The organism is Agrobacterium sp. SORGH_AS_0745, from assembly GCF_030818995.1.
Taxonomy (GTDB): domain Bacteria; phylum Pseudomonadota; class Alphaproteobacteria; order Rhizobiales; family Rhizobiaceae; genus Agrobacterium; species Agrobacterium tumefaciens.
Genome location: NZ_JAUTBI010000001.1, coordinates 152,264 through 176,059, shown reverse-complemented (window position 1 = coordinate 176,059; position 23,796 = coordinate 152,264). Strand labels below are relative to the sequence as shown.

At 58.8% G+C, this 23,796-nt stretch carries 21 protein-coding genes and 2 pseudogenes; 19 read left to right on the top strand and 4 right to left on the bottom strand.

From position 1 onward, the window contains the following. Positions 1–205 precede the first annotated feature (205 nt). From QE432_RS00835 to QE432_RS00815, 5 genes and pseudogenes are all read left to right on the top strand, one after another. Positions 206–1,271 (top strand): annotated as a pseudogene (locus QE432_RS00835) (HlyD family secretion protein). An 11-nt stretch (positions 1,272–1,282) separates the two neighbouring features. Next, entirely contained in the window at positions 1,283–4,057 is a 2,775-nt protein-coding gene (gene rbbA / locus QE432_RS00830; protein ID WP_111801999.1) for a ribosome-associated ATPase/putative transporter RbbA, read from the top strand. Beyond that, the gene (locus tag QE432_RS00825) at positions 4,054–5,172 is read left to right on the top strand and encodes an ABC transporter permease (RefSeq protein WP_004431287.1); all 1,119 of its coding nucleotides are present in this window, start codon (positions 4,054–4,056) and stop codon (positions 5,170–5,172) included. Before rbbA ends, QE432_RS00825 begins: the two co-directional genes overlap by 4 nt. 135 nt (positions 5,173–5,307) lie before the next feature. Further along, entirely contained in the window at positions 5,308–5,910 is a 603-nt protein-coding gene (locus tag QE432_RS00820; protein ID WP_306622996.1) for a hypothetical protein, read from the top strand. A 214-nt stretch (positions 5,911–6,124) separates the two neighbouring features. Beyond that, on the top strand, positions 6,125–6,271 hold the full coding sequence (locus QE432_RS00815; RefSeq protein ID WP_004431290.1) for a DUF1127 domain-containing protein: 147 nt from the start codon (positions 6,125–6,127) through the stop codon (positions 6,269–6,271). A 442-nt stretch (positions 6,272–6,713) separates the two neighbouring features. On the opposite strand, the gene QE432_RS00810 is transcribed toward QE432_RS00815, so the two are convergent. Further along, positions 6,714–7,157 carry a response regulator gene (locus QE432_RS00810; RefSeq protein ID WP_004431292.1) on the bottom strand — a complete coding sequence of 148 codons (444 nt, stop codon included), beginning with the start codon at positions 7,155–7,157 and terminating at the stop codon, positions 6,714–6,716. A gap of 378 nt (positions 7,158–7,535) precedes the next feature. On the opposite strand from QE432_RS00810, the gene ftsZ reads away from it, so the two are divergent. From ftsZ to QE432_RS00795, 3 genes are all read left to right on the top strand, one after another. Then, a complete protein-coding gene (ftsZ, locus tag QE432_RS00805; RefSeq protein ID WP_019566702.1) occupies positions 7,536–8,498 on the top strand; it encodes a cell division protein FtsZ in 963 nt (320 codons plus the stop codon). Positions 8,499–8,700: 202 nt separating this feature from the next. Then, positions 8,701–9,399: a GntR family transcriptional regulator gene (locus QE432_RS00800; protein WP_004431295.1), complete on the top strand. Its 699-nt coding sequence runs from the start codon at positions 8,701–8,703 to the stop codon at positions 9,397–9,399. A 108-nt stretch (positions 9,400–9,507) separates the two neighbouring features. Continuing rightward, positions 9,508–10,473 (top strand): dihydrodipicolinate synthase family protein, encoded by a 966-nt coding sequence (locus tag QE432_RS00795; RefSeq protein ID WP_013761087.1) that lies wholly within the window; start codon positions 9,508–9,510, stop codon positions 10,471–10,473. Between the two features lie 112 nt (positions 10,474–10,585). Here QE432_RS00795 and QE432_RS00790 read toward each other — a convergent pair whose 3' ends face one another. After that, positions 10,586–11,623: an Ldh family oxidoreductase gene (locus tag QE432_RS00790; protein ID WP_111788460.1), complete on the bottom strand. Its 1,038-nt coding sequence runs from the start codon at positions 11,621–11,623 to the stop codon at positions 10,586–10,588. Positions 11,624–11,949: 326 nt separating this feature from the next. On the opposite strand from QE432_RS00790, the gene QE432_RS00785 reads away from it, so the two are divergent. The 7 genes and pseudogenes from QE432_RS00785 to QE432_RS00755 all read left to right on the top strand — a co-directional run bounded on the left by QE432_RS00785 (position 11,950) and on the right by QE432_RS00755 (position 18,976). Continuing rightward, the gene (locus tag QE432_RS00785; RefSeq protein WP_013761084.1) at positions 11,950–12,756 is read left to right on the top strand and encodes an ABC transporter substrate-binding protein; all 807 of its coding nucleotides are present in this window, start codon (positions 11,950–11,952) and stop codon (positions 12,754–12,756) included. 71 nt (positions 12,757–12,827) lie between these two features. Beyond that, positions 12,828–13,493, top strand: a complete 666-nt coding sequence (locus QE432_RS00780) for an amino acid ABC transporter permease (RefSeq protein ID WP_019566704.1) — start codon at positions 12,828–12,830, stop codon at positions 13,491–13,493. Between the two features lie 12 nt (positions 13,494–13,505). After that, the gene (locus QE432_RS00775; protein WP_038495415.1) at positions 13,506–14,159 is read left to right on the top strand and encodes an amino acid ABC transporter permease; all 654 of its coding nucleotides are present in this window, start codon (positions 13,506–13,508) and stop codon (positions 14,157–14,159) included. Beyond that, on the top strand, positions 14,152–14,874 hold the full coding sequence (locus QE432_RS00770; RefSeq protein ID WP_019566705.1) for an amino acid ABC transporter ATP-binding protein: 723 nt from the start codon (positions 14,152–14,154) through the stop codon (positions 14,872–14,874). Before QE432_RS00775 ends, QE432_RS00770 begins: the two co-directional genes overlap by 8 nt. Beyond that, the gene (locus QE432_RS00765) at positions 14,874–16,115 is read left to right on the top strand and encodes an NAD(P)/FAD-dependent oxidoreductase (protein WP_112162333.1); all 1,242 of its coding nucleotides are present in this window, start codon (positions 14,874–14,876) and stop codon (positions 16,113–16,115) included. The genes QE432_RS00770 and QE432_RS00765 overlap by 1 nt, the downstream gene beginning before the upstream one ends. A 111-nt stretch (positions 16,116–16,226) precedes the next feature. Then, positions 16,227–17,937 (top strand): annotated as a pseudogene (gene lhpI / locus QE432_RS00760) (cis-3-hydroxy-L-proline dehydratase). Between the two features lie 10 nt (positions 17,938–17,947). Further along, the gene (locus tag QE432_RS00755; protein ID WP_306622981.1) at positions 17,948–18,976 is read left to right on the top strand and encodes a trans-3-hydroxy-L-proline dehydratase; all 1,029 of its coding nucleotides are present in this window, start codon (positions 17,948–17,950) and stop codon (positions 18,974–18,976) included. Between the two features lie 61 nt (positions 18,977–19,037). On the opposite strand, the gene QE432_RS00750 is transcribed toward QE432_RS00755, so the two are convergent. Further along, on the bottom strand, positions 19,038–20,060 hold the full coding sequence (locus QE432_RS00750; RefSeq protein ID WP_111800823.1) for a LacI family DNA-binding transcriptional regulator: 1,023 nt from the start codon (positions 20,058–20,060) through the stop codon (positions 19,038–19,040). A 157-nt stretch (positions 20,061–20,217) separates the two neighbouring features. Further along, entirely contained in the window at positions 20,218–20,538 is a 321-nt protein-coding gene (locus tag QE432_RS00745; protein WP_004431319.1) for a hypothetical protein, read from the bottom strand. Positions 20,539–20,834: 296 nt separating this feature from the next. Here QE432_RS00745 and QE432_RS00740 point away from each other — a divergent pair, with 296 nt between their 5' ends. The 4 genes from QE432_RS00740 (at position 20,835) to QE432_RS00725 (ending at position 23,777) form a co-directional block, all read left to right on the top strand. Further along, positions 20,835–21,638: a transporter substrate-binding domain-containing protein gene (locus QE432_RS00740; RefSeq protein ID WP_004431321.1), complete on the top strand. Its 804-nt coding sequence runs from the start codon at positions 20,835–20,837 to the stop codon at positions 21,636–21,638. 66 nt (positions 21,639–21,704) lie between these two features. After that, positions 21,705–22,409: an amino acid ABC transporter permease gene (locus tag QE432_RS00735; protein WP_004431329.1), complete on the top strand. Its 705-nt coding sequence runs from the start codon at positions 21,705–21,707 to the stop codon at positions 22,407–22,409. After that, on the top strand, positions 22,406–23,065 hold the full coding sequence (locus QE432_RS00730; protein ID WP_003505666.1) for an amino acid ABC transporter permease: 660 nt from the start codon (positions 22,406–22,408) through the stop codon (positions 23,063–23,065). Before QE432_RS00735 ends, QE432_RS00730 begins: the two co-directional genes overlap by 4 nt. Next, a complete protein-coding gene (locus tag QE432_RS00725; protein WP_004431334.1) occupies positions 23,046–23,777 on the top strand; it encodes an amino acid ABC transporter ATP-binding protein in 732 nt (243 codons plus the stop codon). Before QE432_RS00730 ends, QE432_RS00725 begins: the two co-directional genes overlap by 20 nt. The last annotated feature ends 19 nt before the right edge of the window (positions 23,778–23,796 follow it).

The following is a 23,796-nucleotide window of genomic DNA, read 5'->3' as shown; positions in this document are numbered from 1 at the left end:
AGCATGACGAAGTGGGTTTTAGTTCTTCATCCACTTGACGTGTGTCAAAGCCTCGAAGCGCTCCCTCACCTAAACAGTGCCTAGCAACCTGTCTTCTCGCTCCAATATGGGAAATATCAGGTGGGATTTATGAACGTAAAGGTGGCTGGCTTCTTCGGTTTTATCGTATTACGGTTGAAACTCGAAGGGTTCATGGGGAAGACGGATGTCTAAAAAAGGCTTGCTCATTGGTCTGGCGGTTGGGGTTATTGCCGTTGCTGCCTATTTCGCCTGGTCGAAGTTGACGGCAGAGGGTCTGCCCTCCGGTTTCGTTTCCAGTAACGGCCGGATCGAGGCGGTCGAGATCGATATTTCCACCAAAACCGCCGGCCGTCTTCAGGACATCATGGCGCGCGAAGGCGATTTCGTGAAGGCAGGGCAGGTGCTTGCCCAGATGGATACTGCCCAGCTGGAGGCCAAAAAGCGTCAGGCGGAAGCGCAGCTTCGTCGCGCAAAGATCGCAATCGATACCGCCCATAGCCTCGTTGCCCAGCGGGAGGCGGAAAAGACCTCGGCGCTTGCGGTGGTGGAACAGCGCAAGGCCCAGCTTGATTCGGCGTCCAAGACCTATGCGCGCTCAAGACAGCTGTTGACCGGCAATGCCGTGTCGCAGCAGATCGTCGATGACAGTGAGGCGGCAGAACAGTCCGCCCGCGCCACTCTTGCCTCGGCGCAGGCCTCGCTTGCCGCCTCTGATGCGGCAATCAACGCCGCCAAGGCACAGATCGTCGATGCGGAAGCGGCTGTCGATGCCGCGCAGGCCGATATTGAGAGCATCGAGACAGACATAGCCGATGCGACGCTGAAATCACCCCGCGACGGCCGTGTGCAATATCGCATTGCCCAGCCCGGCGAGGTGCTTTCCGCCGGCGGGCGGGTTCTCAACCTCGTCGATCTCGGTGACGTCTACATGACGTTCTTCCTGCCCACGGCTGAGGCTGGCCGTACATCCATGGGCTCGGATGTGCGCCTGATACTGGACGCAGCGCCGCAATATACCATTCCCGCCAAGGGTTTCCTTCGTCGCCGATGTGGCGCAATTCACGCCAAAGACGGTGGAAACCGAGGAGGAGCGCCAGAAGCTTACCTTCCGGGTGCGGGCGCAAATTCCGCAGGAGCTGCTGCAGAAATATATTCAGTATGTCAAAACCGGTCTTCCCGGCATGGCCTATGTCCGGCTTGATCCGCAGGCCGTCTGGCCGGAGAATCTCGAACGCAATCTTGTGAAGTGAGAGTGGCCGCGATGGTCACCCCCTCCGCGACGAATACTAAAAATCCCGGCGCGACAGTCGCGCGGTTGACGGATGTACGGCTGGCGTTTGGCAGCACGGTTGCGCTTGCCGATATATCGGTCGAAATTCCCGCCGGACGGATGATCGGCCTTATCGGGCCTGACGGTGTCGGCAAGTCCAGCCTCCTCTCTCTGGTTTCCGGCGCCCGGGCCATACAGAAAGGCAAGGTGGAGGTCCTCGGCGGCGATATGTCCGATCCGCGCCACCGCGAGGATACTTGCCCGCGCATCGCCTATATGCCGCAGGGCCTCGGCAAGAACCTCTATCCAACCCTCTCGGTCTTCGAAAATATCGACTTTTTTGGCAGGCTGTTCGGGCAGGACGGCAGGGAGAGAAAGGCACGCATTGCCGAGTTGCTGAAGAGCACCGGCCTTGAACCTTTTGCCGACCGGCCGGCAATGAAGCTTTCCGGCGGCATGAAGCAGAAGCTCGGGCTCTGCTGTGCGCTGATCCACGATCCTGACCTGCTCATTCTCGATGAGCCGACGACGGGTGTCGATCCGCTGTCGCGCCGGCAATTCTGGGAGCTGATCGATTCCATCCGTGCCGGTCGTCCGGGTATGAGCGTGATTGTCGCTACGGCCTATATGGAAGAGGCCGCCGGTTTCGACTGGCTGGTCGCCATGGATGGCGGCAAAATTCTTGCCACCGGCTCGCCCACCGAGTTGCTCTACCGCACCTCCGCCGCCAATCTCGATGCAGCCTTCATCGCGCTTCTTCCGGAGGAAAAGCGTAAGGGTTACCACGAGGTGAATATCGCGCCGCGCACGGTGACCGGCGAGGGCGATTATGCCATTGAGGCCTCGCATCTGAGCATGCGTTTCGGTGATTTTACCGCCGTCGACAATGTCAGCTTCAAAATTCCGTGTGGCGAGATTTTCGGTTTTCTCGGCTCGAACGGCTGCGGGAAATCCACCACCATGAAGATGCTGACCGGTCTTCTGGCCGCCAGTGAAGGCGAGGCGAAGCTATTCGGCCACGAGGTGGATGCCAGCGACATGGCGTTGCGCCACCGCGTAGGTTACATGAGCCAGGCCTTTTCGCTCTATTCCGAACTCACGGTGCGACAGAACCTCGATCTTCACGCGCGGCTGTTCAAGCTGCCGGAAGCGACCATTCAGCCGCGCATCGCCGAGATGGCAGAGCGCTTTGATCTCGGCACGGTCATGGACACGCTGCCGGACGACCTACCGCTCGGCATCCGGCAAAGACTGTCGCTTGCGGTGGCGATGATCCATTCTCCTGACATTCTCATCCTCGATGAGCCGACCTCCGGCGTCGATCCCGTGGCGCGGGACGGGTTCTGGCAAATCCTAGCCGATCTCTCCCGCAACGATAATGTCACCATCTTCATCTCCACCCATTTCATGAATGAGGCGGAGCGTTGCGATCGGATTTCGCTGATGCATGCCGGCAAGGTGTTGATAAGCGATACGCCTGACGCGATCACCAAAAGCCGTAATGCCGCAACGCTGGAAGAGGCTTTCGTCGCCTATCTCGAGGATGCCTCGGGTGTCAAAAAGGCGGAACCTTCAATAGCGCCCGCTCCGGCAACGGAGGTGGTCCCGACGCAGCATGTTGCACCAGCCCGCAAACGGTTTTTCGATATCAGGCGCATGTTCAGCTATACGCGCCGCGAGGCGCTGGAACTGCAACGCGATCCCATTCGCGGCACTTTAGCGGTTCTTGGCAGCGTCATCCTGATGTTCGTGATCGGATACGGCATCAATCTCGATGTTGAGGACCTGACCTTCGCGGTACTGGACCGCGACGATTCCACCATCAGCCGCGATTATGTGCTCGATATAGCCGGTTCCCGTTACTTCATCGAGAAAATGCCGATCCGCGACTATGCGGATATGGACCGGCGCATGCGTGACGGGGAACTCAGCCTTTCCATTGAAATTCCACCCGGTTTCGGCCGCGATGTGCTGCGCGGCAAGACGGTGGAGGTCGGCGCTTGGATCGATGGCGCCATGCCGCAACGGGCAGAAACCGTGCGCGGTTACGTGCAGGGCATGCACCAGAAATGGTTGGCGCGCAAGGCGAGCGAAATCTATGGCAATGCAGCGACGCAAAGCAGCTTCAGCATCGAAACGCGCTATCGTTACAACCCCGATGTCAAGAGCCTCGTCGCCATGGTGCCGGCGGTCATTCCGCTGCTGCTGATGCTCATTCCCGCCATGCTGGCGGCGCTCAGCGTCGTTCGGGAAAAAGAACTTGGCTCGATCGTCAATCTTTACGTGACGCCGACCACGCGGCTGGAATTCCTGATCGGCAAACAGCTTCCTTATGTGGCGCTCGGCATGCTCAATTTCCTGCTCTTGACGGCATTTGCGATCTTCATCTTCCGGGTGCCGTTTACCGGGAGTTATCTCGCTTACGCGACGGGCGCTTTACTCTTCGTCATCATCGCCACATCCATCGGGCTCGTCATGTCTTCCTTCATGAAGAGCCAGATCGCGGCGATCTTCGGCACGGCCCTGTTGACGCTCATTCCGGCCACACAATACTCGGGCATGATCGATCCCGTTTCGTCGCTGCAGGGGGCGGGGGCCTTTATCGGCAATATCTATCCCGCCACCTATTTCATGACGATCTCACGCGGCACCTTCTCCAAGGGGCTGGATTTCGACGGTCTTTCGGGTTCCTTTCTGCCGCTTCTCATCGCCATTCCGCTGCTGCTCATCGCTGGTGCTACTCTTTTGAGGAAACAGGCGTCATGAGTTTGTTTTCATCCAACATCTTCCAGCTCGGCATCAAGGAACTGCGCGGGCTTGCGCGTGATGGCATGTTGTTGCTGCTGATCGTTTACGCTTTCACGCTGCAAATCTACACCGGTTCCAGCGCGTTGCCCGAAACCCTAAACAACGCCGCCATCGCCATTGTTGATGAGGATCAGTCGCCGCTTTCCGGTCGCATCAGCACGGCGTTTTATCCGCCCTATTTCGCGCCGCCGAAGCAGATTTCCATTGCTGAAATGGACAAGCGCATGGATGCAGGGCTCGACACCTTCGCGCTCAACATTCCGCCGGATTTCCAGCGTCAGCTAATGGCCGGGCAGCACCCTGCCATCCAACTCAATATCGATGCCACCCGCATGAGCCAGGCCTTCAGCGGCGGCGGTTACGTGCAGAACATCGTGACGAGCGAAGTTGAGGAATATGTCAACCGCTATCGCGGCGCGACGACGGTGCCAGTCGATCTGACGCTGCGTTCTCGTTTCAACCCTGAACTGGACAAATCCTGGTTCGGCTCGATCAACAATATCATCACCGCCATCACCATGCTGTCGATCGTGCTGACGGGCGCGGCGCTCATTCGCGAGCGTGAACATGGAACGGTCGAGCATCTGCTGGTCATGCCGGTCACGCCGCTGGAAATCATGCTCAGCAAGGTCTGGTCCATGGGCCTTGTCGTGTTGGTGGCCTCGGCATTTTCCCTTTTCGTTGTCGTCAAGGGGCTGCTCGCTATTCCCATCGAAGGCTCGCTCTCCCTTTTCCTACTTGGAACGGCGTTGCAGCTCTTTGCGATGACCTCGATGGGTATTTTCCTGGCAACAGTGGCGGGTTCCATGCCGCAATTCGGCATGTTGCTGATCTTGTTCCTGCTGCCGCTGCAGGTGCTGTCCGGCGCCATGACGCCGCGCGAAAGCATGCCGGATATCATCCAGTACCTCATGCTGCTCGCACCCAACACTCATTTCGTAATTCTGGCGCAATCGGTGCTTTTCAGGGGGGCGGGGCTGGATGTGGTCTGGCCGCAATTGCTGGCGCTGCTTGCGATAGGCTCTGCACTCTTCATTTTTGCGCTTCGCCGCTTCCGGCGGTTCCTGCGCTGACCGGCGGACATTAGCCCGTTTTCCAGCATTTGCGAACGAGTTGAATTAATTGTGTTCGGTAACGGTATGTTCGCCCTCCGGGAATATGCCTATGAGGACGGTTGGGTAAAAGAGGGCTTTGTTGAGGAGTAGCAAATGAATATCGCAGGACGTCTGTCACTCACGGCCATGATCGCACTGGCCACGACACCATCCCTCGCATCGGAGGATATGGCTTCGCAGACGAGTGAAGCGATATTTGGTTTCGGTGGTGTTTTAACGAAAGAAGACATGTTGAAAAGCGCTGCCCTCGTTCCCGTGGAATACGAAAAGAATGCCATTCTGGGTGGCGGTTATCAGTTCTATCCCTATCGCATCGGCAATGTGAAGCTGGGCGGTGAAATCGGCGTTGCCGTCAGGTTTGGCAAGGGGTTCACCGGTGAAGTCTGGGCAGGACCTGTCGCGCGTTATGACAAGATCAGGCTCGGGGAACGGTTGTTCGTTTCGCCGAGTTTCACGGCGGGTCTGAGCCTCGTCTCGGATGCGCAGCCGGGGCGGGAGAGGCAAGAAGAAATCAAGGACAACGGCAACGCCAATGTCCTGTTTCACCTCGGCCCGGAAATCAACGTTTCCTTCAGCGAAGAATCCTCGACGGAGTTCTTCTGGCGGCTTCACCACCGTTCCGGCGGCGGCAAGACGCTGGGCAATATGAAGGGCGCGACGAATGCCAATGTGTTTGGCGTTCGCTACAAGTTCTGACGACGTGGTGTCGGTAGTGGCCCCCGATATGACTGAATTTACGCCATACTTCTGTTTTTCCGCGCCCCTCGGAGGATGACCCTTGCACTCAGCGCATGGGTGGCCTGCCTTATTCTGTCTGTTCTTTGGTCCCGACAAGGCGCATATAAGGGACATCAAAGGACGCCGGAACGAAACGTTACTGACGTCGCCAACACCTTGAAAGGGTAATGTCATGAACGTAGCACGCAGCTTTAATAACTGGCGCAAGTATCGTCAGACCGTCAACGAACTGGGCCGCATGAGCAGCCGCGAACTGCACGATCTCGGTATCGACCGTAGCCAGATCAACAGCGTCGCCCGCGCCGCCGTCGGCAAGTAATCAGGCAGCTATTGCCGCTTTTGAATGACTAAACGCCCGCTTCGCGGGCGTTTTTGTTTTTGGCGAACCGTCGACGCTTGTGTCTCCCACGGGGCATGCCGTGCAAAGGCGAAAATCAGCCTGTTGCATTGATGTTTCGGGTTGGAAAAATCGCCATGCGTTTGATGCATGTCTGAGGTGCAAGCTTGTGTCTGTGAAATGCAGAAAAAAATGATATCTTCAAATCATCGAAACGGATGTACCTCCTCCCACATTCTTTCGGTAATGCGGGTGATCCTACTCCTCCTCCCAAGGATTGCCCCGGGGACAGCGGTTTCCTCCTCCCATATCGCTGTTCAATCTTTCAAGAAGCCTGCCGCACCTCCTCCCGCGGCAGGCTTTTTTGTTTTCAGCGCCGGGCGCCGTTTTCAGGCAACCCGCTTTTTATCTCCACGAGAATGGTTCAGTCGAAAGCCATCATGCCGATGGGCGTAACGGCACGGGTGCCCGCGCGCTTGGCAAGTGCGTAGGAAAGGCACTGTTCCACGGCGTCCTGCGGCACAGGTTTTACGATAACGCCTGCGCCGATACCGAGATTGACCACCACTTCCGGATTTGCCGTCATGAAGATCACCACGACGCCGTGATCCTGCGAAAGCCGCCTCCCGATCTCCGGGCCGGTCTGGCCGTCGGCGAGATTGACGTCTACAAAGGCAATATCTGCGCGGCTGCCGAGTGCCACGGCCTGATCCAGCCGGTTGGCGATGCCGATGACGTCAGCTTCCTCTTCCGCCTGCATAATGGAATCTTCGATATCCATAGCGATGAGAAATTCGTCCTCCACGATCAGCACACGCGGTTGTTCCGTGCGGAAACCCGGTTCGTTTTGCAGGATGTATGCGGACATATGACTGCCTCCATTCCATGCGCTTTAGCGCGGTCGGAAGGCAAACACCTGCCGAAGCAACTCGTTCCAAAGTGAGATAAACATGGTGAATACAGTGTAAACGGACCGGCTTTTCGGCTATCACCTCTAGATAGCGAAGCAGTTGATTCGGTTTGGTTTTCATCCGGGGAAGGGGTCGGAGACAGTCGCCGTAGCGCATCTTTCGCCCCTGGAGCACAAGCCTTTAGCCGCAAGCGGGGCAAAGGCTTGCATGCAAATTCAAAGCGTTACAGCGTCCTTCACGCGCCAGGAAGGACATGCAGGAACGTTGCCGATCATTCGCGTGCCGCGGTTAAAAAACGGCGCGAGACCCTATGAGTTTAGAAAGAGAATAAGACGATGACCCAGTCTCCGCGCGCTCCAATCGCCCGCAATACGCCCAATATCGCTGTTATCGGCGTCGGTGGCGGCGGCGGAAACGCGATCAACAACATGATCGACGAGGGCATCGGCGGCGTTGATTTCATCGCCGCCAACACGGATGCGCAGGCGCTGAAGAAAACCAACGCGCCAAGGCTCGTGCAACTCAGCTCCGAACTTACAGGCGGGCTGGGTGCCGGGGCTGATCCGGAGGTTGGCCGGCAGGCGGCAATCGATTCGCTTGACGAGATCATGGATCACCTCAACGGTTACGACATGTGCTTCATCACCGCCGGTATGGGCGGCGGTACCGGCACCGGTGCTGCGCCCGTCATCGCGGAAGCGTGCCGTGCGAAGAACATCTTGACCGTCGGTGTCGTCACCCTGCCGTTCAGCTTCGAGGGCGCGCGCCGCATGCGTGCTGCCGAATATGGTTTCGCCAATCTGCTTAATACCGCCGATACCGTCATCGTCATTCCCAACCAGAACCTGCTGCGTATTGCGGATGCCGGCACGACCTTTGAAAGTGCCCTGAAGACGGCGGACAAGGTCCTGTCCCTCGGCGTGCGCTGCATTACCGATCTCATCCTGCGCGAAGGCCTGGTCAATCTCGACTTCGCCGATGTGCGTTACGTCATGAAGAATGGCGGACGCGCGCTTATGGGCACGGCGCAGGCCAAGGGTCCAAAACGCGCTTCGGAAGCGGCAGCCGCCGCCATCGCCAACCCGCTGCTCGGCGAACCGTCGCTGAAGGAGGCACGCGGCGCACTTGTGTCGATTTCCGGCGGTAACGACCTGACGCTTTACGAGATCGACGAGGCGATGACGCTTGTGCGCGAGGCAGTCAGCGAAGAGACCGATGTGGTGATGGGCGCGTCCTTCGATCCGACGCTGGACGGCGCTTTCAAGATTTCCGTCGTGGCCACCGGCCTGCGTAACTGAGGTCCCTACCTCGAAGCGGTGCTTTGTAAAAAAGCAGCGATGTCACAAATTGAATTATTGAAGCCGTCGCGGGTAATTTTCGTGACGGCTTTTTGTTGTTTTTGAACAATTATTCCGCCATTCGAGGGGCAGGTGCTGCAACGCGGCGTTGATATGGAAAAAATATAATAGTACTCTTTATGTCGACAAGAGGGATTTGGTTATGACGGATATAATTGCTTCTGCCGAGCGTAAGCGTGGCTCCGGCGTGAAGATGGTCTACGATCTGCTGCGCGACGAGATTCTCGATCTGGTTCTGCCACCGGGTAGTCCAATCGATGAGGTGCAGCTTGCCGAGCGGTTCAAGATGTCGCGCACGCCCATTCGCGAAGCGCTGGTGCGGCTCTCGGGCGAGGGGCTGATCGATACGCTGCCGAACCGTTCGACCATGGTGTCGAACATCGATTTCCTCAATATGCATACCTATTTCGATGCGCTGGTGCTGATGTACCGGGTGACGACCCAGCTTGCTGCCCAATATCACCGTCCGGAAGATCTGGCCGGCATCCGCGCCCATAATGCGGAATTTGCCATTGCGGTGGAAGAGCAAGACGCGCTGGCGATGATTTCCACCAATGCGGCCCTGCACCTTTCCATCGCCGAAGCCGGGCGCAACCCCTATTTCACCAGTCTGTTCAAGCGTCTGCTGGATGAGGGACGGCGCATCTTGCGGCTGTATTACCAGTCCTATGATGATCGCCTGCCGAAACGTTTCGTCGACGATCACGATGCGATCATAGCGGCGATCGCCGCGCGCGACACTGTTCTGTCCGAGAAACTGGCCCGCGAGCATGCCGAACAGATCGTGCAGCAGGTGCAGAAACTACTGGTGCGCAATGAGCGGCTGGAAATAAATCTGTAGCTTGTCGATTTCTTGTCGACAAATAAAATACAAGATTGTAATGTCCTTGTTGAAAGGGTGGCGCGGAGGTGCGTCCATTCCCGAAAAACTGTCCCTTAGGAGCTAGTAATGACGGCCAGCATTTTTTCCGGCGTGATTCCCGCCTTGATGACCCCCTGCAAAGATGATCGCACCCCCGATTTCGACGCGCTTGTCCGCAAGGGCAAAGAGCTGATCGCCGATGGCATGTCTGCCGTCGTGTATTGCGGTTCCATGGGCGACTGGCCGCTTCTTTCCGATGAGCAGCGCATGGAAGGCGTGGAACGTCTGGTGAAAGCCGGCATTCCGGTCATCGTCGGCACCGGCGCGGTCAACACGGCATCTGCCGTTGCGCACGCCGCCCATGCCCAGAAGGTTGGCGCAAAGGGCCTGATGGTCATTCCGCGTGTTCTTTCGCGCGGCTCGGTCATCGCTGCCCAGAAGGCGCATTTCAAGGCCATCCTTGCGGCCGCTCCCGAAACGCCCGCTGTCATCTACAACAGCCCCTATTACGGTTTCGCCACCCGCGCCGATCTCTTCTTCGCGCTGCGTGCGGAACACAAGAACCTCGTGGGCTTCAAGGAATTCGGTGGTCCGGCGGATATGCGTTACGCTGCTGAAAACATCACCAGCCGCGATGATGAAGTCACCCTGATGATCGGCGTCGATACTGCCGTTGTCCACGGCTTCGTCAATTGCGGCGCAACCGGCGCGATCACGGGCATCGGCAATGTTCTGCCGAAGGAAGTCATCCATCTCTGCAAGCTGTCGCAGGCCGCCGCCAAGGGCGATGCGGACGCCCGCGCCCGCGCGCTGGAACTGGAGCAGGCGCTCGCCGTCCTCTCCTCCTTCGATGAAGGCCCGGATCTGGTTCTCTACTTCAAGCACATGATGGTGCTGAAGGGCGACAAGGAATATACGCTGCACTTTAACGAGACCGATGCCCTCAGCGACAGCCAGCGCGGTTATGTCGAGGCGCAGTTCAAGCTGTTCAACAGCTGGTACGCCGACTGGAGCAAGCTTCCGGGTGCGGTTCAGGCCTGCAAGGCTGCCTGATTACTTTCTGCAGTGAAAAAGGCCCGCATTTGCGGGCCTTTTTTCGTTTTATGAGGTTCGATAGATATCCTTCGTCATGCCTGATTGGGTTCGGCATGACGAAGGACTGATGTCAGGAGACGGCGTCCATCCCCTGTTCCAGCAGCCGGTCGAGACCGGCGATTTCGGCGGCGGTCAAGGTAATGCCTTCGCTTTCCGATTTGGCGCGTGCAGTGAAGCGGCGGCCGGAGGGCAGGCGGGCTCCCTGGCCGATAATGGCGTCGAACAGGATTTCCGCCCGCTGGAAAGGATCGCCCGGACGGCCCTTGGCGAAGGCTTCCGGGGAAAAGGCGACGATAAGCTCGCCATGGAAGGGTGCAAGCGTTGTGGTGCCGAGATACTCCAGTACTTCGGGGCTGGTCAGGTCACCGATCATGATACCCGCGAGAAGCTCGATCATGGTGCCGATGGCCGAACCCTTGTGGCCGCCGAACGGAAGCATGGCGCCGGCAAGCGCAGCCTCCGGATCGGTCGTCGGGTTTCCGTCGGCATCCACGGCCCAGCCTTCAGGCAAAGATTTGCCCGCGCGACGGTGCAGTTCTATCTCGCCGCGCGCCGCAACAGATGTTGCGAAATCAAAGACATAGGGTGAAGTGTTCTTACGGGGCCAACCGAAGGCGAAGGGGTTGGTGCCGAGCAGCGGCTTGGTTCCGCCAGTGGGAGCGACGGTGGAATAGCTCGGGCACATGACCAGACCCGCTAGACCGTTCGCTGTCAGCCCCTCGACTTCCGGCCAGAGCGCCGAGAAATGCGTACAGTCATTGATGACGAGCGCGGCGATGCCGGTGCGTTTCGCCCGCTCCACCAGAACAGGCAGGCCAAGCTCGAAGGCGGGGTTGGCAAAACCGCCATTGGCGTTGACTTTCACGATCGCTGTGCCGTCGTCTTCGGCCACCTCCGGCATCGCATCGGGCTTAACCTTGCCTGCCTTGACGGTGCGCAGGGCGCCTTCGATGCGGTAGATACCGTGCGATTTGCAGGCGTCACGCTCACCGGCAACAATAACCCGCGCAAGCGCTCCCGCCTGCACGGCATTGAGCCCCGCCTTGCGGAAAATCGCTTCGACCCGCTGAAAAAGCCCGTCGATGGTCAATGTGGTGTTGTCGCTCATCATAATCCTCCGATATTGGGCTCGCACATTTTGAATACATAAAGTATACAACGGTCATTCTATTGCAACTCGTCTTTTCGGCATTCTGCGTCCGGTGCCCATTCCTGCCACAAGCGCCGGGATGAGAGTAGGGCAGACTTGCCCAACCAGGGCGCCATTTTCACGTGCTCTTCGGTCCCGAATTGCAAGCTCGCTCCCGTAGCACTGTTCGCTGCTGCAAAAATTCTTTTTGTATACTCATTGTATTTTTATGTTGATTTATCGCCTCCATGGGGAAATAGTGACCTCGCCTTCAATGGCAGAGCAATTCTGGGAGCAAATCAACAATGAAAAAATCGGTCATCGTCGCCGGCCTGCTGGCCGCCACTTTCGCTATTACTCCGGCCAAGGCCGACAAGCTTGACGACATCATTTCGTCCGGTACGCTGCGCTGTGCGGTCGTGCTCGACTTCCCGCCCATGGGCGCGCGTGATGACGCCAACAACCCGATCGGCTTCGATGTCGATTATTGCAACGATCTCGCAAAGGCGCTCGGCGTCACGGCTGAAATCGTCGAGACACCTTTCCCGGAACGTATACCGGCGCTGATGTCCGGCCGCGTCGATGTTGGCGTTGCCTCCACGTCCGACACGCTTGAGCGCGCCAAGACGGTTGGCATGACCGTGCCTTACTTCGCCTTCGAAATGGCTGTCACCGCCAACGACAAATCTGGCGTCAAGTCCTTTGAGGACATGAAGGGCAAGACCGTCGGCGCGACTGCCGGTACGTTCGAAGCCATTGCGCTCGAAAAGACCGTCAAGGAATGGGGCGTGGGCGAGTTCCGTCCTTACCAGACGCAGGCTGATGTGTTCCTCGCGCTCAGCCAGGGTCAGATCGACGCCACCGTTTCAACCTCGACCGTTGCACAGGCCAACGTTAAGACCGGCAAATTTGCCGGCATCTCGGTGGTCGGCAAGGCACCTTATGACATCGATTATGTCGCTCTCTTCACCAACCGCGATGAATATGGCTTCATCAATTACCTGAACCTGTTCATCAACCAGCAGGTTCGCACCGGCCGTTACGCCGAACTCTACGGAAAATGGGTTGGCGGCGAAGTTCCTTCGCTCACCGTCAACGGCGTCTATCGCTGATCGGAACTTTTCCCAAACGGCGCGGTCGGATCGATCGCGCCGTTGATCGTTTCTGAAAAGGTGAGACGGTTATGTTCAATTATACATTCCACTGGAATCAGGCGCTGAAGGCTTTGCCGCAGCTGCTGGACGGTGCGGTGGTGACGCTGCAGATCGCGATCCTGTCGATGGTGATCGGTCTTTCCTGCGCCATCGTGCTGACCCTGTTCCGGCTTTCCGGTAACCGGATATTGGGTGCCATTGCCGCCGTCTGGGTGGAAATCGCCCGCAACACGCCGGCGCTGTTCCAGATTTACATGGCCCATTTCGGCCTTGGCAATTTCGGCATTCATCTCAGCCCCTATACGGCGCTTCTGGCCGGCATCGCCTTCAACAATGCGGGCTATCTTGCGGAGAACTTCCGTGGAGCGCTGAAGGCGATACCGGATACGCAAACGCGCTCCGGCCGTTCGCTCGGCATGACGTCGATGCAGACCTTCCGCCTCATCATCATGCCGCAGATGCTGCGCGTCGCCTTCCTGCCTGCCACCAACCAGATGGTCTGGGCAATCCTGATGACCTCGCTCGGTGTCACCGTCGGCATGAATACGGATCTCGCCGGTGTCACGCAGGCCTTGAACGCCCGTTCGTTCCGCACCTTCGAATTCTTCGCGCTTGCCGCGGTCATCTATTACGTGATCGCCAAGATCGTCACGCTTGCCGCCAGATTGCTGGCCGCTCGTCTGTTTCGTTACTGAGAGAGGTGCGCCATGTTTGAAACCGCTCTCACCTGGAGTGATCTTGCCTTCCTTGCCAAGGGCGCGGGGATGACGCTTGCCGTCACCGCCGTTGCCGTGACGGCTGGCACCCTCATGGGTATCATCTTCGGTGTCATCCGCTTCCAGCTCGGGGCCTATTGGTCGCTGCCGCTGACCTTCGTGCTGGATGTTTTCCGCTCCGTGCCGCTCCTCATCCAACTGGTGCTTGGCAATGCCTTCCAGTCGATCGCCAAGCTCGGCTGGCCGCCATTCACCACCTCATGCGTGGTTCTGTCGCTTTATACGGCGGCCTACTGCACCGAGATCGTGCGTGGCGGCATCGAAGCGGTGCCGTCGAACACGCGCCGCGCCTGCCGTTCGCTCGGCATGACCTGGTCGCAGGACATGTGCTACATCGTGCTGCCGCTTGCAACTCGCGTGTCGTTGCCCGCCTGGATCGGCCTGACACTCGGCGTCATGAAGGATTCGGCGCTCGTGCTGTGGCTCGGACTTATCGAGCTTCTGCGTGCCTCGCAGATCCTCGTCACGCGCCTGCAGGAACCGCTGACCATTCTCATGATCTGCGGCGCCATCTATTTCCTTATCAGCTTCCCCATCGCCCGTTTCGGCGGGTATCTCGAAAGACGGTGGTCCCCCAATGATTGAGATCGAAAACGTCCGCAAATCCTTCGGCCCGCTGGAGGTTCTGAAAGGGATCAACCTGACCGTCAACAACGGCGAGGTCGTCACTATCATCGGTGGTTCCGGCTCCGGCAAGTCGACGCTGCTGACCTGCATCAACGGCCTGGAGCCGATCGATAGCGGCAAGATCGTCATCGACGGCACCGAGGTGCATGCCAAATCGACCGACCTCAACAAGCTGCGTCGCAAGGTCGGCATCGTCTTCCAGCAATGGAACGCCTTTCCGCATCTGACGGTGCTCGAAAACGTCATGCTGGCGCCGCGCAAGGTGCTTGGCATTTCGAAAGAGCAGGCCGAGGAAATCGCGGTCAAGCAACTGACCCATGTCGGTCTTGCTGAAAAGCTGAAGGTCTATCCGAACCGCATGTCTGGCGGTCAGCAACAGCGTATGGCGATTGCCCGCGCTCTTGCCATGTCGCCGGAATATATGCTGTTCGACGAAGTCACCTCAGCGCTCGATCCGATGCTGGTGGGCGAAGTGCTCGATACGCTGAAAATGCTGGCCGACGAGGGCATGACGATGATCTGCGTCACCCATGAAATGGCCTTCGCCCGCGATGTGTCGAACCGTGTCGCCTTTTTCCATCAGGGCGTGATGGCGGAAATCGGCACGCCGGATCGGCTTTTCGGCGCGCCGCAGCACCCCGAGACGCAGAAATTCCTGTCGAGCGTGCGGTAATGTCTGCAAACAATGTCATCGTCATAGGGGCCGGCGTTGTCGGCCTCTCGGCAGCTATTGCCGCGCAGGGACGCGGCCTTTCGGTCACGGTTATCGATCGCGAAGGCCCGGCGGCCGGCGCTTCCGCCGGTAACGCCGGTGCCTTCGCCTTCACCGATATCCTGCCGCTCGCATCCCCCGGCATTCTCTGGAAAGCGCCGAAGTGGCTTCTCGACCCGCTCGGGCCTCTCAGCGTACCGCCTGCCTATGCGCTGAAGATTGCACCATGGATGTTCCGGTTCTGGCGCGCCTGTGCCGCCTCGAAGGTTGAACATTCCACCACCGCCCAGACGGCGCTGATGGACCTGTCGAAATCTGAACTTGAGCCGTTTCTCAGGAGAACCGACACGATTGCCATGCTGCGCAAGGAGGGCAATCTCCAGGTCTATGAAAGCGAAGCCGAATTCGAAGGCTCGCTTGCCGGCTGGAAGGCGCGCGAGCGTCATGGCATCGAGTTCCGGCACCTCAATGCCGAGCAGATGGCCGAGATACAGCCCGGCATCGCACCGCGTTTCACCTGCGGCACCTTCACGCCCGGCTGGCATTCCATCGCCGACCCGAAGCTCTATACGCTGGCTCTTGCCGAGCATTTCCGCAGCATCGGCGGTCGTATCGAACGTCTCGACATCGCAGCGCTCAGGCCGCTGGAAGACGGTGTGGAAGTGATGAGCCATGACGGGCGCACCCGCAAGGCCGGCAAGGTGGTATTGGCGGCGGGCGCATTTTCGCATCGCATTGCCCGTTCGCTTGGGGAAAAAATTCCGCTCGAAACGGAACGGGGCTATAATACTACCCTGCCTTCAGGCGCCTTCGATCTGCGCACGCAGGTGACCTTCGGTGGCCATGGTTTCGTCGTGACGCGGCTTTCGACCGGCATTCGCGTCGGCGGTGCAGTGGAGCTGGGCGGGCTCGAGCTTCCGGCCAATTTCGCCCGCTCCGAGGCGCTTCTCGCCAAGGCGGCAAGTTTTCTGCCAGGCCTGAAAACCGAAGGCGGCAAACAATGGATGGGTTTTCGCCCGTCGCTGCCCGACAGCCTGCCCGCGATTGGTGCGGCGCGCCACACGGCGCGGGTGGTCTATGCCTTCGGCCACGGCCATCTGGGGCTGACGCAATCGGCCGGCACGGCCCGCATCGTCGCCGATCTACTGACGGGGCAAAAACCCGCCATCGATACAAGGGCATTTTCGCCACAACGTTTCTAGAGGATTTTGGCTTTTCTCCGAAACGCAAAAATTCTCTAGTTTTTTTTACGCATTTTCCAGACGTAAAACCGCTACGCACTTTTACTGGAAATGCTTTTGGGGAGATTTTCGATGTCTTCTTCCGGTTCGACAACAGCCGTTCCTCAGGCGCGCAGCATCCTGCCGGGCGCGGCTGAAGGCGTGGTGATCGCCACGACAGAGGCGCTGAGTTTCTGGGGCGGTGTCGATCCCGCCACAGGCAAGGTGATTGACGTGCACCACCCGCTGCACGGCGTCTGTCTCACCGGCGGTGTGCTGTTCATGCCGTCAAGCCGTGGCTCCTGCACCGGTTCTGGCGTTTTGCTCGATCTCATCCTGACTGGCCGCGCACCCTCAGCGCTTGTCTTCTGCGAGGCCGAAGACGTGCTGACGCTCGGCGCGCTGATCGCTGCGGAAAATGTTCGGCAAGCCTTTGCCGGTTCTGCGCCTGGACGCGGAGAATTTCGCGCGGTTCTCTCAAGCCTCTCATGTGCGTATCGATGAAAATACCATTGAGGCTGATGACGTTTCCCTCGCGATCGCGCCGCCTGCGACGACGCATCTCGATCTCAAGAATGACGACAGGGCAATGCTCGAGGGCCGCGATGGCATTGCCGTGCAGCAGGCAATGCGCATCATTGTCGCCATGGCCGCCCAGCAGGGGGCATCAGCGCTCGTCGATGTCACGCAGGGTCATATTGACGGCTGCATTTATGCCAGCCCCGCCAATCTCACCTTTGCGGAGAAGATGGCGGAGATGGGCGCAAGCGTGCGCGTGCCGACGACTATGAACGCCATCTCGGTGGACAAGGCGCATTGGCGCGCGCAGGGCGTGCCGGAGGATTTCGGCGATCCCGCCGCAAGGCTGGCGGATGCCTATGTACGCATGGGTTGTCGCCCCACCTTCACCTGTTCGCCATATCTGCTCGACAGCGCGCCGCAGGCCGGCGACATGATCGCCTGGGCCGAATCGAATGCCGTGATTTTCGCAAATACGGTTCTCGGCGCTCGCACGGCTAAACATCCGGATTTTCTCGATCTCTGCATTGCCTTGACGGGCAGGGCGCCATTGTCCGGCGTCTATCTTGAGGAAAACCGCCGACCGCAACGCATTGTCGATGTCGCTTTGCCTGAGGATATCAATGACGCCTTCTGGCCGCTCATCGGTTATCTCGCTGGCAAGGCAGCCCCCGATTGCATTCCGCTTCTGCGCGGTCTTGGTGCAGCAAAGCCTTCGCGGGATGATCTGAAGGCGCTCTGCGCCGCTTTCGGCACCACGTCTGCGGCTCCCATGCTGCATATCGGTGGCGTCACCCCGGAAGCGAGACTGGAGCCGGTCGAAACGGCGGAAACCGTCACAGTTTCGCTTGCTGATATGGCCGCAGGCTGGTCGCTTCTGAATGAAGGACCAGAGGATGTGCAACTGGTTGCCATCGGCAGCCCGCATGCCTCGCTGGAGGAATGCCGCGCGCTGGCGTCCGCCTTCAACGGACGCAGGCGTCATGCAAATGTTGCCGTCATCGTCACTGCCGGACAGCAGGTCATCGACGCAGCAGAACGGGACGGCACCCTGCAAAGCCTGCATGACAGTGGCGTCCAGGTACTGCCTGATCTGTGCTGGTGCTCGATTTCCGAACCGGTCTTTCCGACCAGGACGCGCGCGCTGATGACCAATTCGGGCAAGTACGCCCACTACGGTCCTGGCCTCAGCGGCCGCGCGGTGCGTTTCGGCAGCCTTGCCGACTGTGTTGAAAGCGCACTGACCGGCCGTGCTATTTCCCGTCTTCCATCCTGGCTTTCCTGAGGAGCACTAAATGCGCAGTATCAAGACAGTTCACGTCATCTCCGCCCATGCGGAAGGCGAGGTGGGTGATGTGATCGTAGGCGGCGTCAGGCCGCCGCCCGGCGAGACGATCTGGGAACAGAGCCGTTTCATCGCCCGCGATGAGACCCTGCGCAATTTCGTGCTCAACGAGCCGCGCGGTGGCGTGTTCCGCCACGTCAATCTTCTGGTGCCGCCAAAACATCCTGACGCGGATGCCGCCTTCATTATCATGGAGCCGGAAGATACCCCGCCCATGTCGGGCTCCAACTCCATCTGCGTTTCCACCGTGCTTCTGGATGGCGGTATCGTGCCAATGCAGGAGCCGGAAACCCATATGCTGCTTGAAGCGCCGGGCGGGCTTGTGAAGGTGCGTGCCGAATGCCGCAATGGCAAGGCCGAACGCATTTTCGTGCAGAACCTGCCGAGCTTTGCCGCGAAGCTCGATGTAGAACTCGAGGTCGAGGGTCTCGGTACGTTGAAGGTGGATACGGCCTATGGCGGCGACAGTTTCGTCATCGTCGACGCCGAGGCGATGGGCTTCAGCCTGAAGCCGAATGAAGCGCACGAGATTGCCCGTCTCGGCGTGCGCATCACCAATGCCGCCAACAAGGCTCTGGGTTTCGAGCATCCCGAAAACCCCGATTGGCGTCATTTTTCCTTCTGCCTGTTTGCGGGCAAGGTGGAGCGCACGGTTGAGGGCCTGCGGGCAGGTGCCGCCGTCGCCATCCAGCCTGGCAAGGTGGATCGCTCACCGACCGGTACGGCGCTTTCGGCCCGCATGGCGGTGCTGCATGCACGCGGTGAGATGAAAGAAGGCCAGACGCTGACGGCCGTGTCGCTCATCGGCTCCACCTTTACCGGTCGCATTCTGGGAACGACAACGGTGGGCGACCGCCCGGCCATCCTGTCGGAAATTTCCGGCCGCGGCTGGATCACCGGCATTCACCAGCACATGCTCGATCCTTCCGATCCATGGCCGGAAGGATATCGTCTGACGGACACTTGGGGCGCTCGATAAGGACGATACACCGTACTTCCCTCATCCCTGTGACCAGCACAGGTATGAGGGAGGAAACTCCTCACCCGCCCACCCGCTTCGTTGTCTCCCTGACGATCAACTCGAACCCGACATCCACCCGCGCACCTTCGGGAACGGCAGCGCCTTTATCCGCTTCCAATATGGAAAGCAGCAATTCGCCCGCTTTTCGGCCGATCATCTGGGCGTCTACACGGATCGTTGAAATCGCTGGATAACATTGCCGGCCGATGTCGAAATCGCCGAAGCCGAGGATGGAAATCTGTTCGGGCACATGAATGCCGCGACGATGACACTCCATCAGTGCGCCGACGGCGGAAATATCGGAGACCGCGAAAATACCTTCGACATCCGGGGCCTTCGCCAGCAATGAGCCGAGCGTTTTGGCCCCATGGTCGTAGGAGACTGGGGCGCTGCCCTCGCGGATGATGAGGTCGTCGGCAATCCCGGCTTCGCGAAGTGCAGCACCAAAACCGAGCAGACGGCTTTCGCCGCGCCAGTCCTTTACATCGCCATCCGCACGCGATCCCAGTGCGCCAATTCTCTTAAATCCAAGCGATATTAAATATTTGGCGGCGTTTCTTCCCACTTCATAGTTGGAAAAGCCGACCGCGTGGTCGATGGGATGTTCGGGAACGTCCCAGATTTCGACAATCGGGATGCCGGCGCGCATCAAAACTTCGCTCGCCATCTTGGTATGCACCGTTCCGGCAACGACTATGGCGTCGGGCCGGCGCTCCATCATGGTGCGGATGACGCGCTCCTCCTCCTGGAGATCGTACATGGTATAGCCGATCAGCAGTTGGTAGTCGGCCGCCCGCAGAGCATTGGCGAGCCCCTGTGCGCTGTCGGCGAAGTTGGAGTTGGTGAGCGTCGGCAGGATGGCTGTGATGAAATTGGTGCGCCGGGAAGACAGCGAACCGGCGATTCTATCTGGAACATAGCCCAGCTTCTCGATGGCCTTCATCACCTTCTGGCGCGTGTCCTCAGACACCAGCGCCGGATCGGCCAGCACCCGCGAAACGGTCATCTTGGAGACGCCCGCGAGTTTCGAGACGTCGCTCATGGTTGCTTTTTTTGACGTGACTAACGCTGCGGCCAAGGGCGTGCGCTCCACCAAAGCATGTCTCCCTGAATTAGAACCGGTTCAGGACAAGACATACACGAAGATATCAAGGGAAAGCACGCCGCATGATTGCAGATCGGTGCGGCGTGCACCGGATTTATGCGATGCGACGGTAGACGAGGTGATAGAAACGCCCGTCGCACATGCTCATCATCTCGTCCGTCAGCACCCGGCCTTCCAGTCTGACCGGCGAAACCAGCGCTTCTTCCACAGCCTCAATCGACGGATAGTCGATTTCCTGCACCATAATGATGGCCGCCGCGTCCGGGTCCGTACGCTCGGTGCGCATGACGCGCACGGCCTGCGCGTTCGGCATGCGTTTCCAGACCGGCAGAAGCTTTTCCTCGACAATGCGGAAAAACTCCTCCTCCCGACCGGCGTGGATCTTGCCTTCAAAAATTGCCGAGCGTGTATACATGGTTCCCTCCCGAATGAATGCCCGATGCAACAGTTCTGTAGATCGGACTTGCAATGATACCGATAACATGCATTATTGATCCTGCCAAGAACGCGAAATAGTGTCGACCAGAGGAAAATCGATAACCAGCCAAAATCATTGAATTTCATGGGAAATTCTAACAGTTTTGGATCTTCGCGTCTTCTTGGGAGGAGTTTTTTGCAAATCGGGTTGAAATGTTATCGAGAACATTTCTCGGTTTGCGCAAAGGCCGCTGTTCCCGTGCGGACGGCAAATAAAGGGTTGGAGGAGAAACCATGAGCATTTCCAGATTTTTGAAGAACATGACCGTCGCAGTCGGTGTTGCCGCAGCAACGCTAGCCGCCACCACCTCGGCCCATGCCGTCTCGCTCAGCGAGATCACCGCGCGCGGCAAGGTCAAGATCGGCGTTCTCACCGGCGCGCCGCCGATGGGTATGGTGGACGAGAAGGGCAATCCTTCCGGATACGACGTTGATGTCGCCAATCTGATCGGCTCTTACCTGTCGCTGCCGGTCGAACTGGTGCCGCTGACGCCGCCGGCCCGCATTCCGGCGCTCCAGACTGGCAAGGTCGATTTCCTTGTCGCGACGCTCGCCCCGACCGGTGAACGCGCCAAGACCGTCATGTTCACGCAGCCCTACAGCGCCTTCAACATGGACATCATCTCCGGCAAGGACCAGAAATTCGAAAATCTCGACAGCCTAAAGGGCAAGCGCGTTTCGGTCAATCGCGGTTCCTCGCAGGAAACCGCGCTGCGCAAGGCCAATGTCGAAGGTCTCGAAATCGTCGTCTACGAAGACGATTCCACCAGCGCCCAGGCTCTGCTTGCCGGTCAGGTGGATGCCGTCGCCCTGCCGTCCACGGTGGGTGAGGCGATCATCAAGCAGCGTCCGGAAGCCGGTCTGCAGGTCGGTTTCACCTTCTTCCAGCAAGGCAATTCCATGGCGACGAAGATTGAGGATTTCGAGCTGCGTCAGTGGCTGAACACCTCCATCTATCTCATGAAGATGTCGGGCGATCTCGACCGCATCTCGGTGAAGTGGACCGGCCGTCCGCTGCCGCAACTGCCAAGCTTCTGATTGAGCCATTCAACGCGCCCGCCGGGAGAAATTCCGGCGGGCCGGGAAATGTCCACGGAGTGACGCATGTCCTATACATTTCAATTCGGCGCACTTGCCCAATATCAGAACGAATTGTTGAGCGGCATATGGCTGACGATCAAGCTATCGGTCCTCTCCATCGTGCTCGGTTGCGCTTTCGGCATTCTTTTAGCCTCGCTGCGTTCCATCAATGGCGGCATCGTCCGCATCATCGTGGACGGCTATGTTGAGGTGATCCGCAACACACCATTTCTGGTGCAGCTTTTCATCGTCTATTTCGGTCTGCCGGGGCTCGGCTTTCGCGTTGGAGCCGATACGGCAGCGCTGATCGGCATGACTATCAATCTTGCCGCCTATTCCACGGAAATCATCCGCGCCGGCATCGAGGCGGTCCACAAGTCGCAGATCGAGGCGGGCGAGGCTCTGGGCTTCACCAAATATCAGATCTATCGTCACGTCATCATCGTGCCTGCCATCGCCAAGGTCTATCCTTCGCTGTGCAGCCAGTTCGTGCTGATGATGCTGGCATCGAGCATATGTTCGGCCATCTCCACCCATGAGCTTGCGGCCGCCGCTGCCTTCGTGGAATCGCAGACCTATCGCTCCTTCGAGGTCTATATCGTCGTCACGCTCATCTATCTTGCGCTGGCGCTCAGCCTGCGGCTCATCCTTGCCCTTGTCGGCATGTGGCTGTTCGGCCGCCGCGTGGCGCGCAAGACGATGACCGCCTTGCCGGAGGTGCAGTCATGACACTCAGAACTTTCGGCTGGAACGAGTTCGGCTTCCTGCTCACCGCCCTGCAATGGACCGTGCTTCTGACGATCATTGCGCTCATCGGCGGCGGCCTCGTCGGTTTCTTCGTGGCGCTTGCCCGCACCTCGGATCTGAAGGCGCTGCGTATCGCTGCCGGCACCTATATCCAGGTCATCCAGGGCATTCCGGTGCTGATGATCCTGTTCCTGTCCTATTACGGCCTAAGCCTGGCCGGACTTGAACTGCCACCGCTGATTGCTGCCGGCGCATCGATGACGATCTATACGTCGGGTTATCTCGCCGAAATCTGGCGCGGGTGCATCCAGGCGGTGCCGAAGCAGCAATGGGAAGCGTCGGAGTCGCTGGCTCTCACCCGCGCCCAGCAATATCGCTACGTCATCCTGCCGCAGGCGATCCGCATTTCCCTGCCGCCGACCGTCGGTTTTGCCGTTCAGGTCGTCAAGAATACGTCCATCGCATCGATCATCGGTTTCGTCGAACTGGCGAGAGCGGGGCAGCTTATCAACAATGCCACGTTCCAGCCGTTTCGCGTCTTCGTCGCGGTGGCCGTGCTTTATTTCATCGTCTGCTACCCGTTGTCCCAGCTGTCTCGTTGGCTGGAAAGGAGGCTTCATGCCGGAAGTAATCGTTGAAAACGTTCACAAGAGCTTTGGCGCTCTGGAAGTGCTCAAAGGCGTGTCGCTGACGGTCGGCCGTGGTGAAGTTTTCGCCCTCATCGGCCGCTCCGGCTCGGGCAAGAGCACGCTGCTGCGCTGCATGAACGGGTTGGAGAAGATCAATTCGGGCCGCATCGAAATCGCCGGCCATGCGCTGGGCGGAGATGCCACGGCGCTGCGCAAGCTGCGCACCGATGTCGGTATCGTGTTCCAGAGCTACAATCTTTTCCCGCATCTAACGGTCGGCGAAAACATCATGCTCGCTCCGCGTATCGTCAAGGACGTGGCAAAGTCGGAAACGAAGGACATTGCCCGCGAGGTTCTGCAACTCGTCGGCCTGTCGGAGAAATTCGATTCCTATCCCGACCAGCTTTCCGGCGGCCAGCAGCAGCGCGTGGCGATTGCCCGTTCGCTTGCCATGCGGCCGAAGGTGATGCTGTTCGACGAGGTTACCTCTGCACTCGATCCCGAACTGACGGAGGAAGTGCTGACGGTCATGGAAAACCTCGCCAAGGGTGGCATGACCATGATCCTTGTTACCCATGAAATGGCCTTTGCACGCCGTGTGGCGACCGAAACCATCTTCATGCACAAGGGTAAGATCTGGGAACAGGGCCGCTCGGCAGAACTCTTCGCCAATCCGCAAACACCGGAACTCCGGCAATTCGTCAAGGCCGATGTGAAATAGCGCCTGATCCACAAGGACA

What these genes read in the sequence shown, in the direction of transcription:
- rbbA (WP_111801999.1), top strand. Translation starts at nt 1,283, where the DNA reads ATGGTCACCCCCTCCGCGACGAATACTAAAAATCCCGGCGCGACAGTC.
- QE432_RS00825 (WP_004431287.1), top strand. Translation starts at nt 4,054, where the DNA reads ATGAGTTTGTTTTCATCCAACATCTTCCAGCTCGGCATCAAGGAACTG.
- QE432_RS00820 (WP_306622996.1), top strand. Translation starts at nt 5,308, where the DNA reads ATGAATATCGCAGGACGTCTGTCACTCACGGCCATGATCGCACTGGCC.
- QE432_RS00815 (WP_004431290.1), top strand. Translation starts at nt 6,125, where the DNA reads ATGAACGTAGCACGCAGCTTTAATAACTGGCGCAAGTATCGTCAGACC.
- QE432_RS00810 (WP_004431292.1), bottom strand. Translation starts at nt 7,157, where the DNA reads ATGTCCGCATACATCCTGCAAAACGAACCGGGTTTCCGCACGGAACAA.
- ftsZ (WP_019566702.1), top strand. Translation starts at nt 7,536, where the DNA reads ATGACCCAGTCTCCGCGCGCTCCAATCGCCCGCAATACGCCCAATATC.
- QE432_RS00800 (WP_004431295.1), top strand. Translation starts at nt 8,701, where the DNA reads ATGACGGATATAATTGCTTCTGCCGAGCGTAAGCGTGGCTCCGGCGTG.
- QE432_RS00795 (WP_013761087.1), top strand. Translation starts at nt 9,508, where the DNA reads ATGACGGCCAGCATTTTTTCCGGCGTGATTCCCGCCTTGATGACCCCC.
- QE432_RS00790 (WP_111788460.1), bottom strand. Translation starts at nt 11,623, where the DNA reads ATGAGCGACAACACCACATTGACCATCGACGGGCTTTTTCAGCGGGTC.
- QE432_RS00785 (WP_013761084.1), top strand. Translation starts at nt 11,950, where the DNA reads ATGAAAAAATCGGTCATCGTCGCCGGCCTGCTGGCCGCCACTTTCGCT.
- QE432_RS00780 (WP_019566704.1), top strand. Translation starts at nt 12,828, where the DNA reads ATGTTCAATTATACATTCCACTGGAATCAGGCGCTGAAGGCTTTGCCG.
- QE432_RS00775 (WP_038495415.1), top strand. Translation starts at nt 13,506, where the DNA reads ATGTTTGAAACCGCTCTCACCTGGAGTGATCTTGCCTTCCTTGCCAAG.
- QE432_RS00770 (WP_019566705.1), top strand. Translation starts at nt 14,152, where the DNA reads ATGATTGAGATCGAAAACGTCCGCAAATCCTTCGGCCCGCTGGAGGTT.
- QE432_RS00765 (WP_112162333.1), top strand. Translation starts at nt 14,874, where the DNA reads ATGTCTGCAAACAATGTCATCGTCATAGGGGCCGGCGTTGTCGGCCTC.
- QE432_RS00755 (WP_306622981.1), top strand. Translation starts at nt 17,948, where the DNA reads ATGCGCAGTATCAAGACAGTTCACGTCATCTCCGCCCATGCGGAAGGC.
- QE432_RS00750 (WP_111800823.1), bottom strand. Translation starts at nt 20,060, where the DNA reads ATGAGCGACGTCTCGAAACTCGCGGGCGTCTCCAAGATGACCGTTTCG.
- QE432_RS00745 (WP_004431319.1), bottom strand. Translation starts at nt 20,538, where the DNA reads ATGTATACACGCTCGGCAATTTTTGAAGGCAAGATCCACGCCGGTCGG.
- QE432_RS00740 (WP_004431321.1), top strand. Translation starts at nt 20,835, where the DNA reads ATGAGCATTTCCAGATTTTTGAAGAACATGACCGTCGCAGTCGGTGTT.
- QE432_RS00735 (WP_004431329.1), top strand. Translation starts at nt 21,705, where the DNA reads ATGTCCTATACATTTCAATTCGGCGCACTTGCCCAATATCAGAACGAA.
- QE432_RS00730 (WP_003505666.1), top strand. Translation starts at nt 22,406, where the DNA reads ATGACACTCAGAACTTTCGGCTGGAACGAGTTCGGCTTCCTGCTCACC.
- QE432_RS00725 (WP_004431334.1), top strand. Translation starts at nt 23,046, where the DNA reads ATGCCGGAAGTAATCGTTGAAAACGTTCACAAGAGCTTTGGCGCTCTG.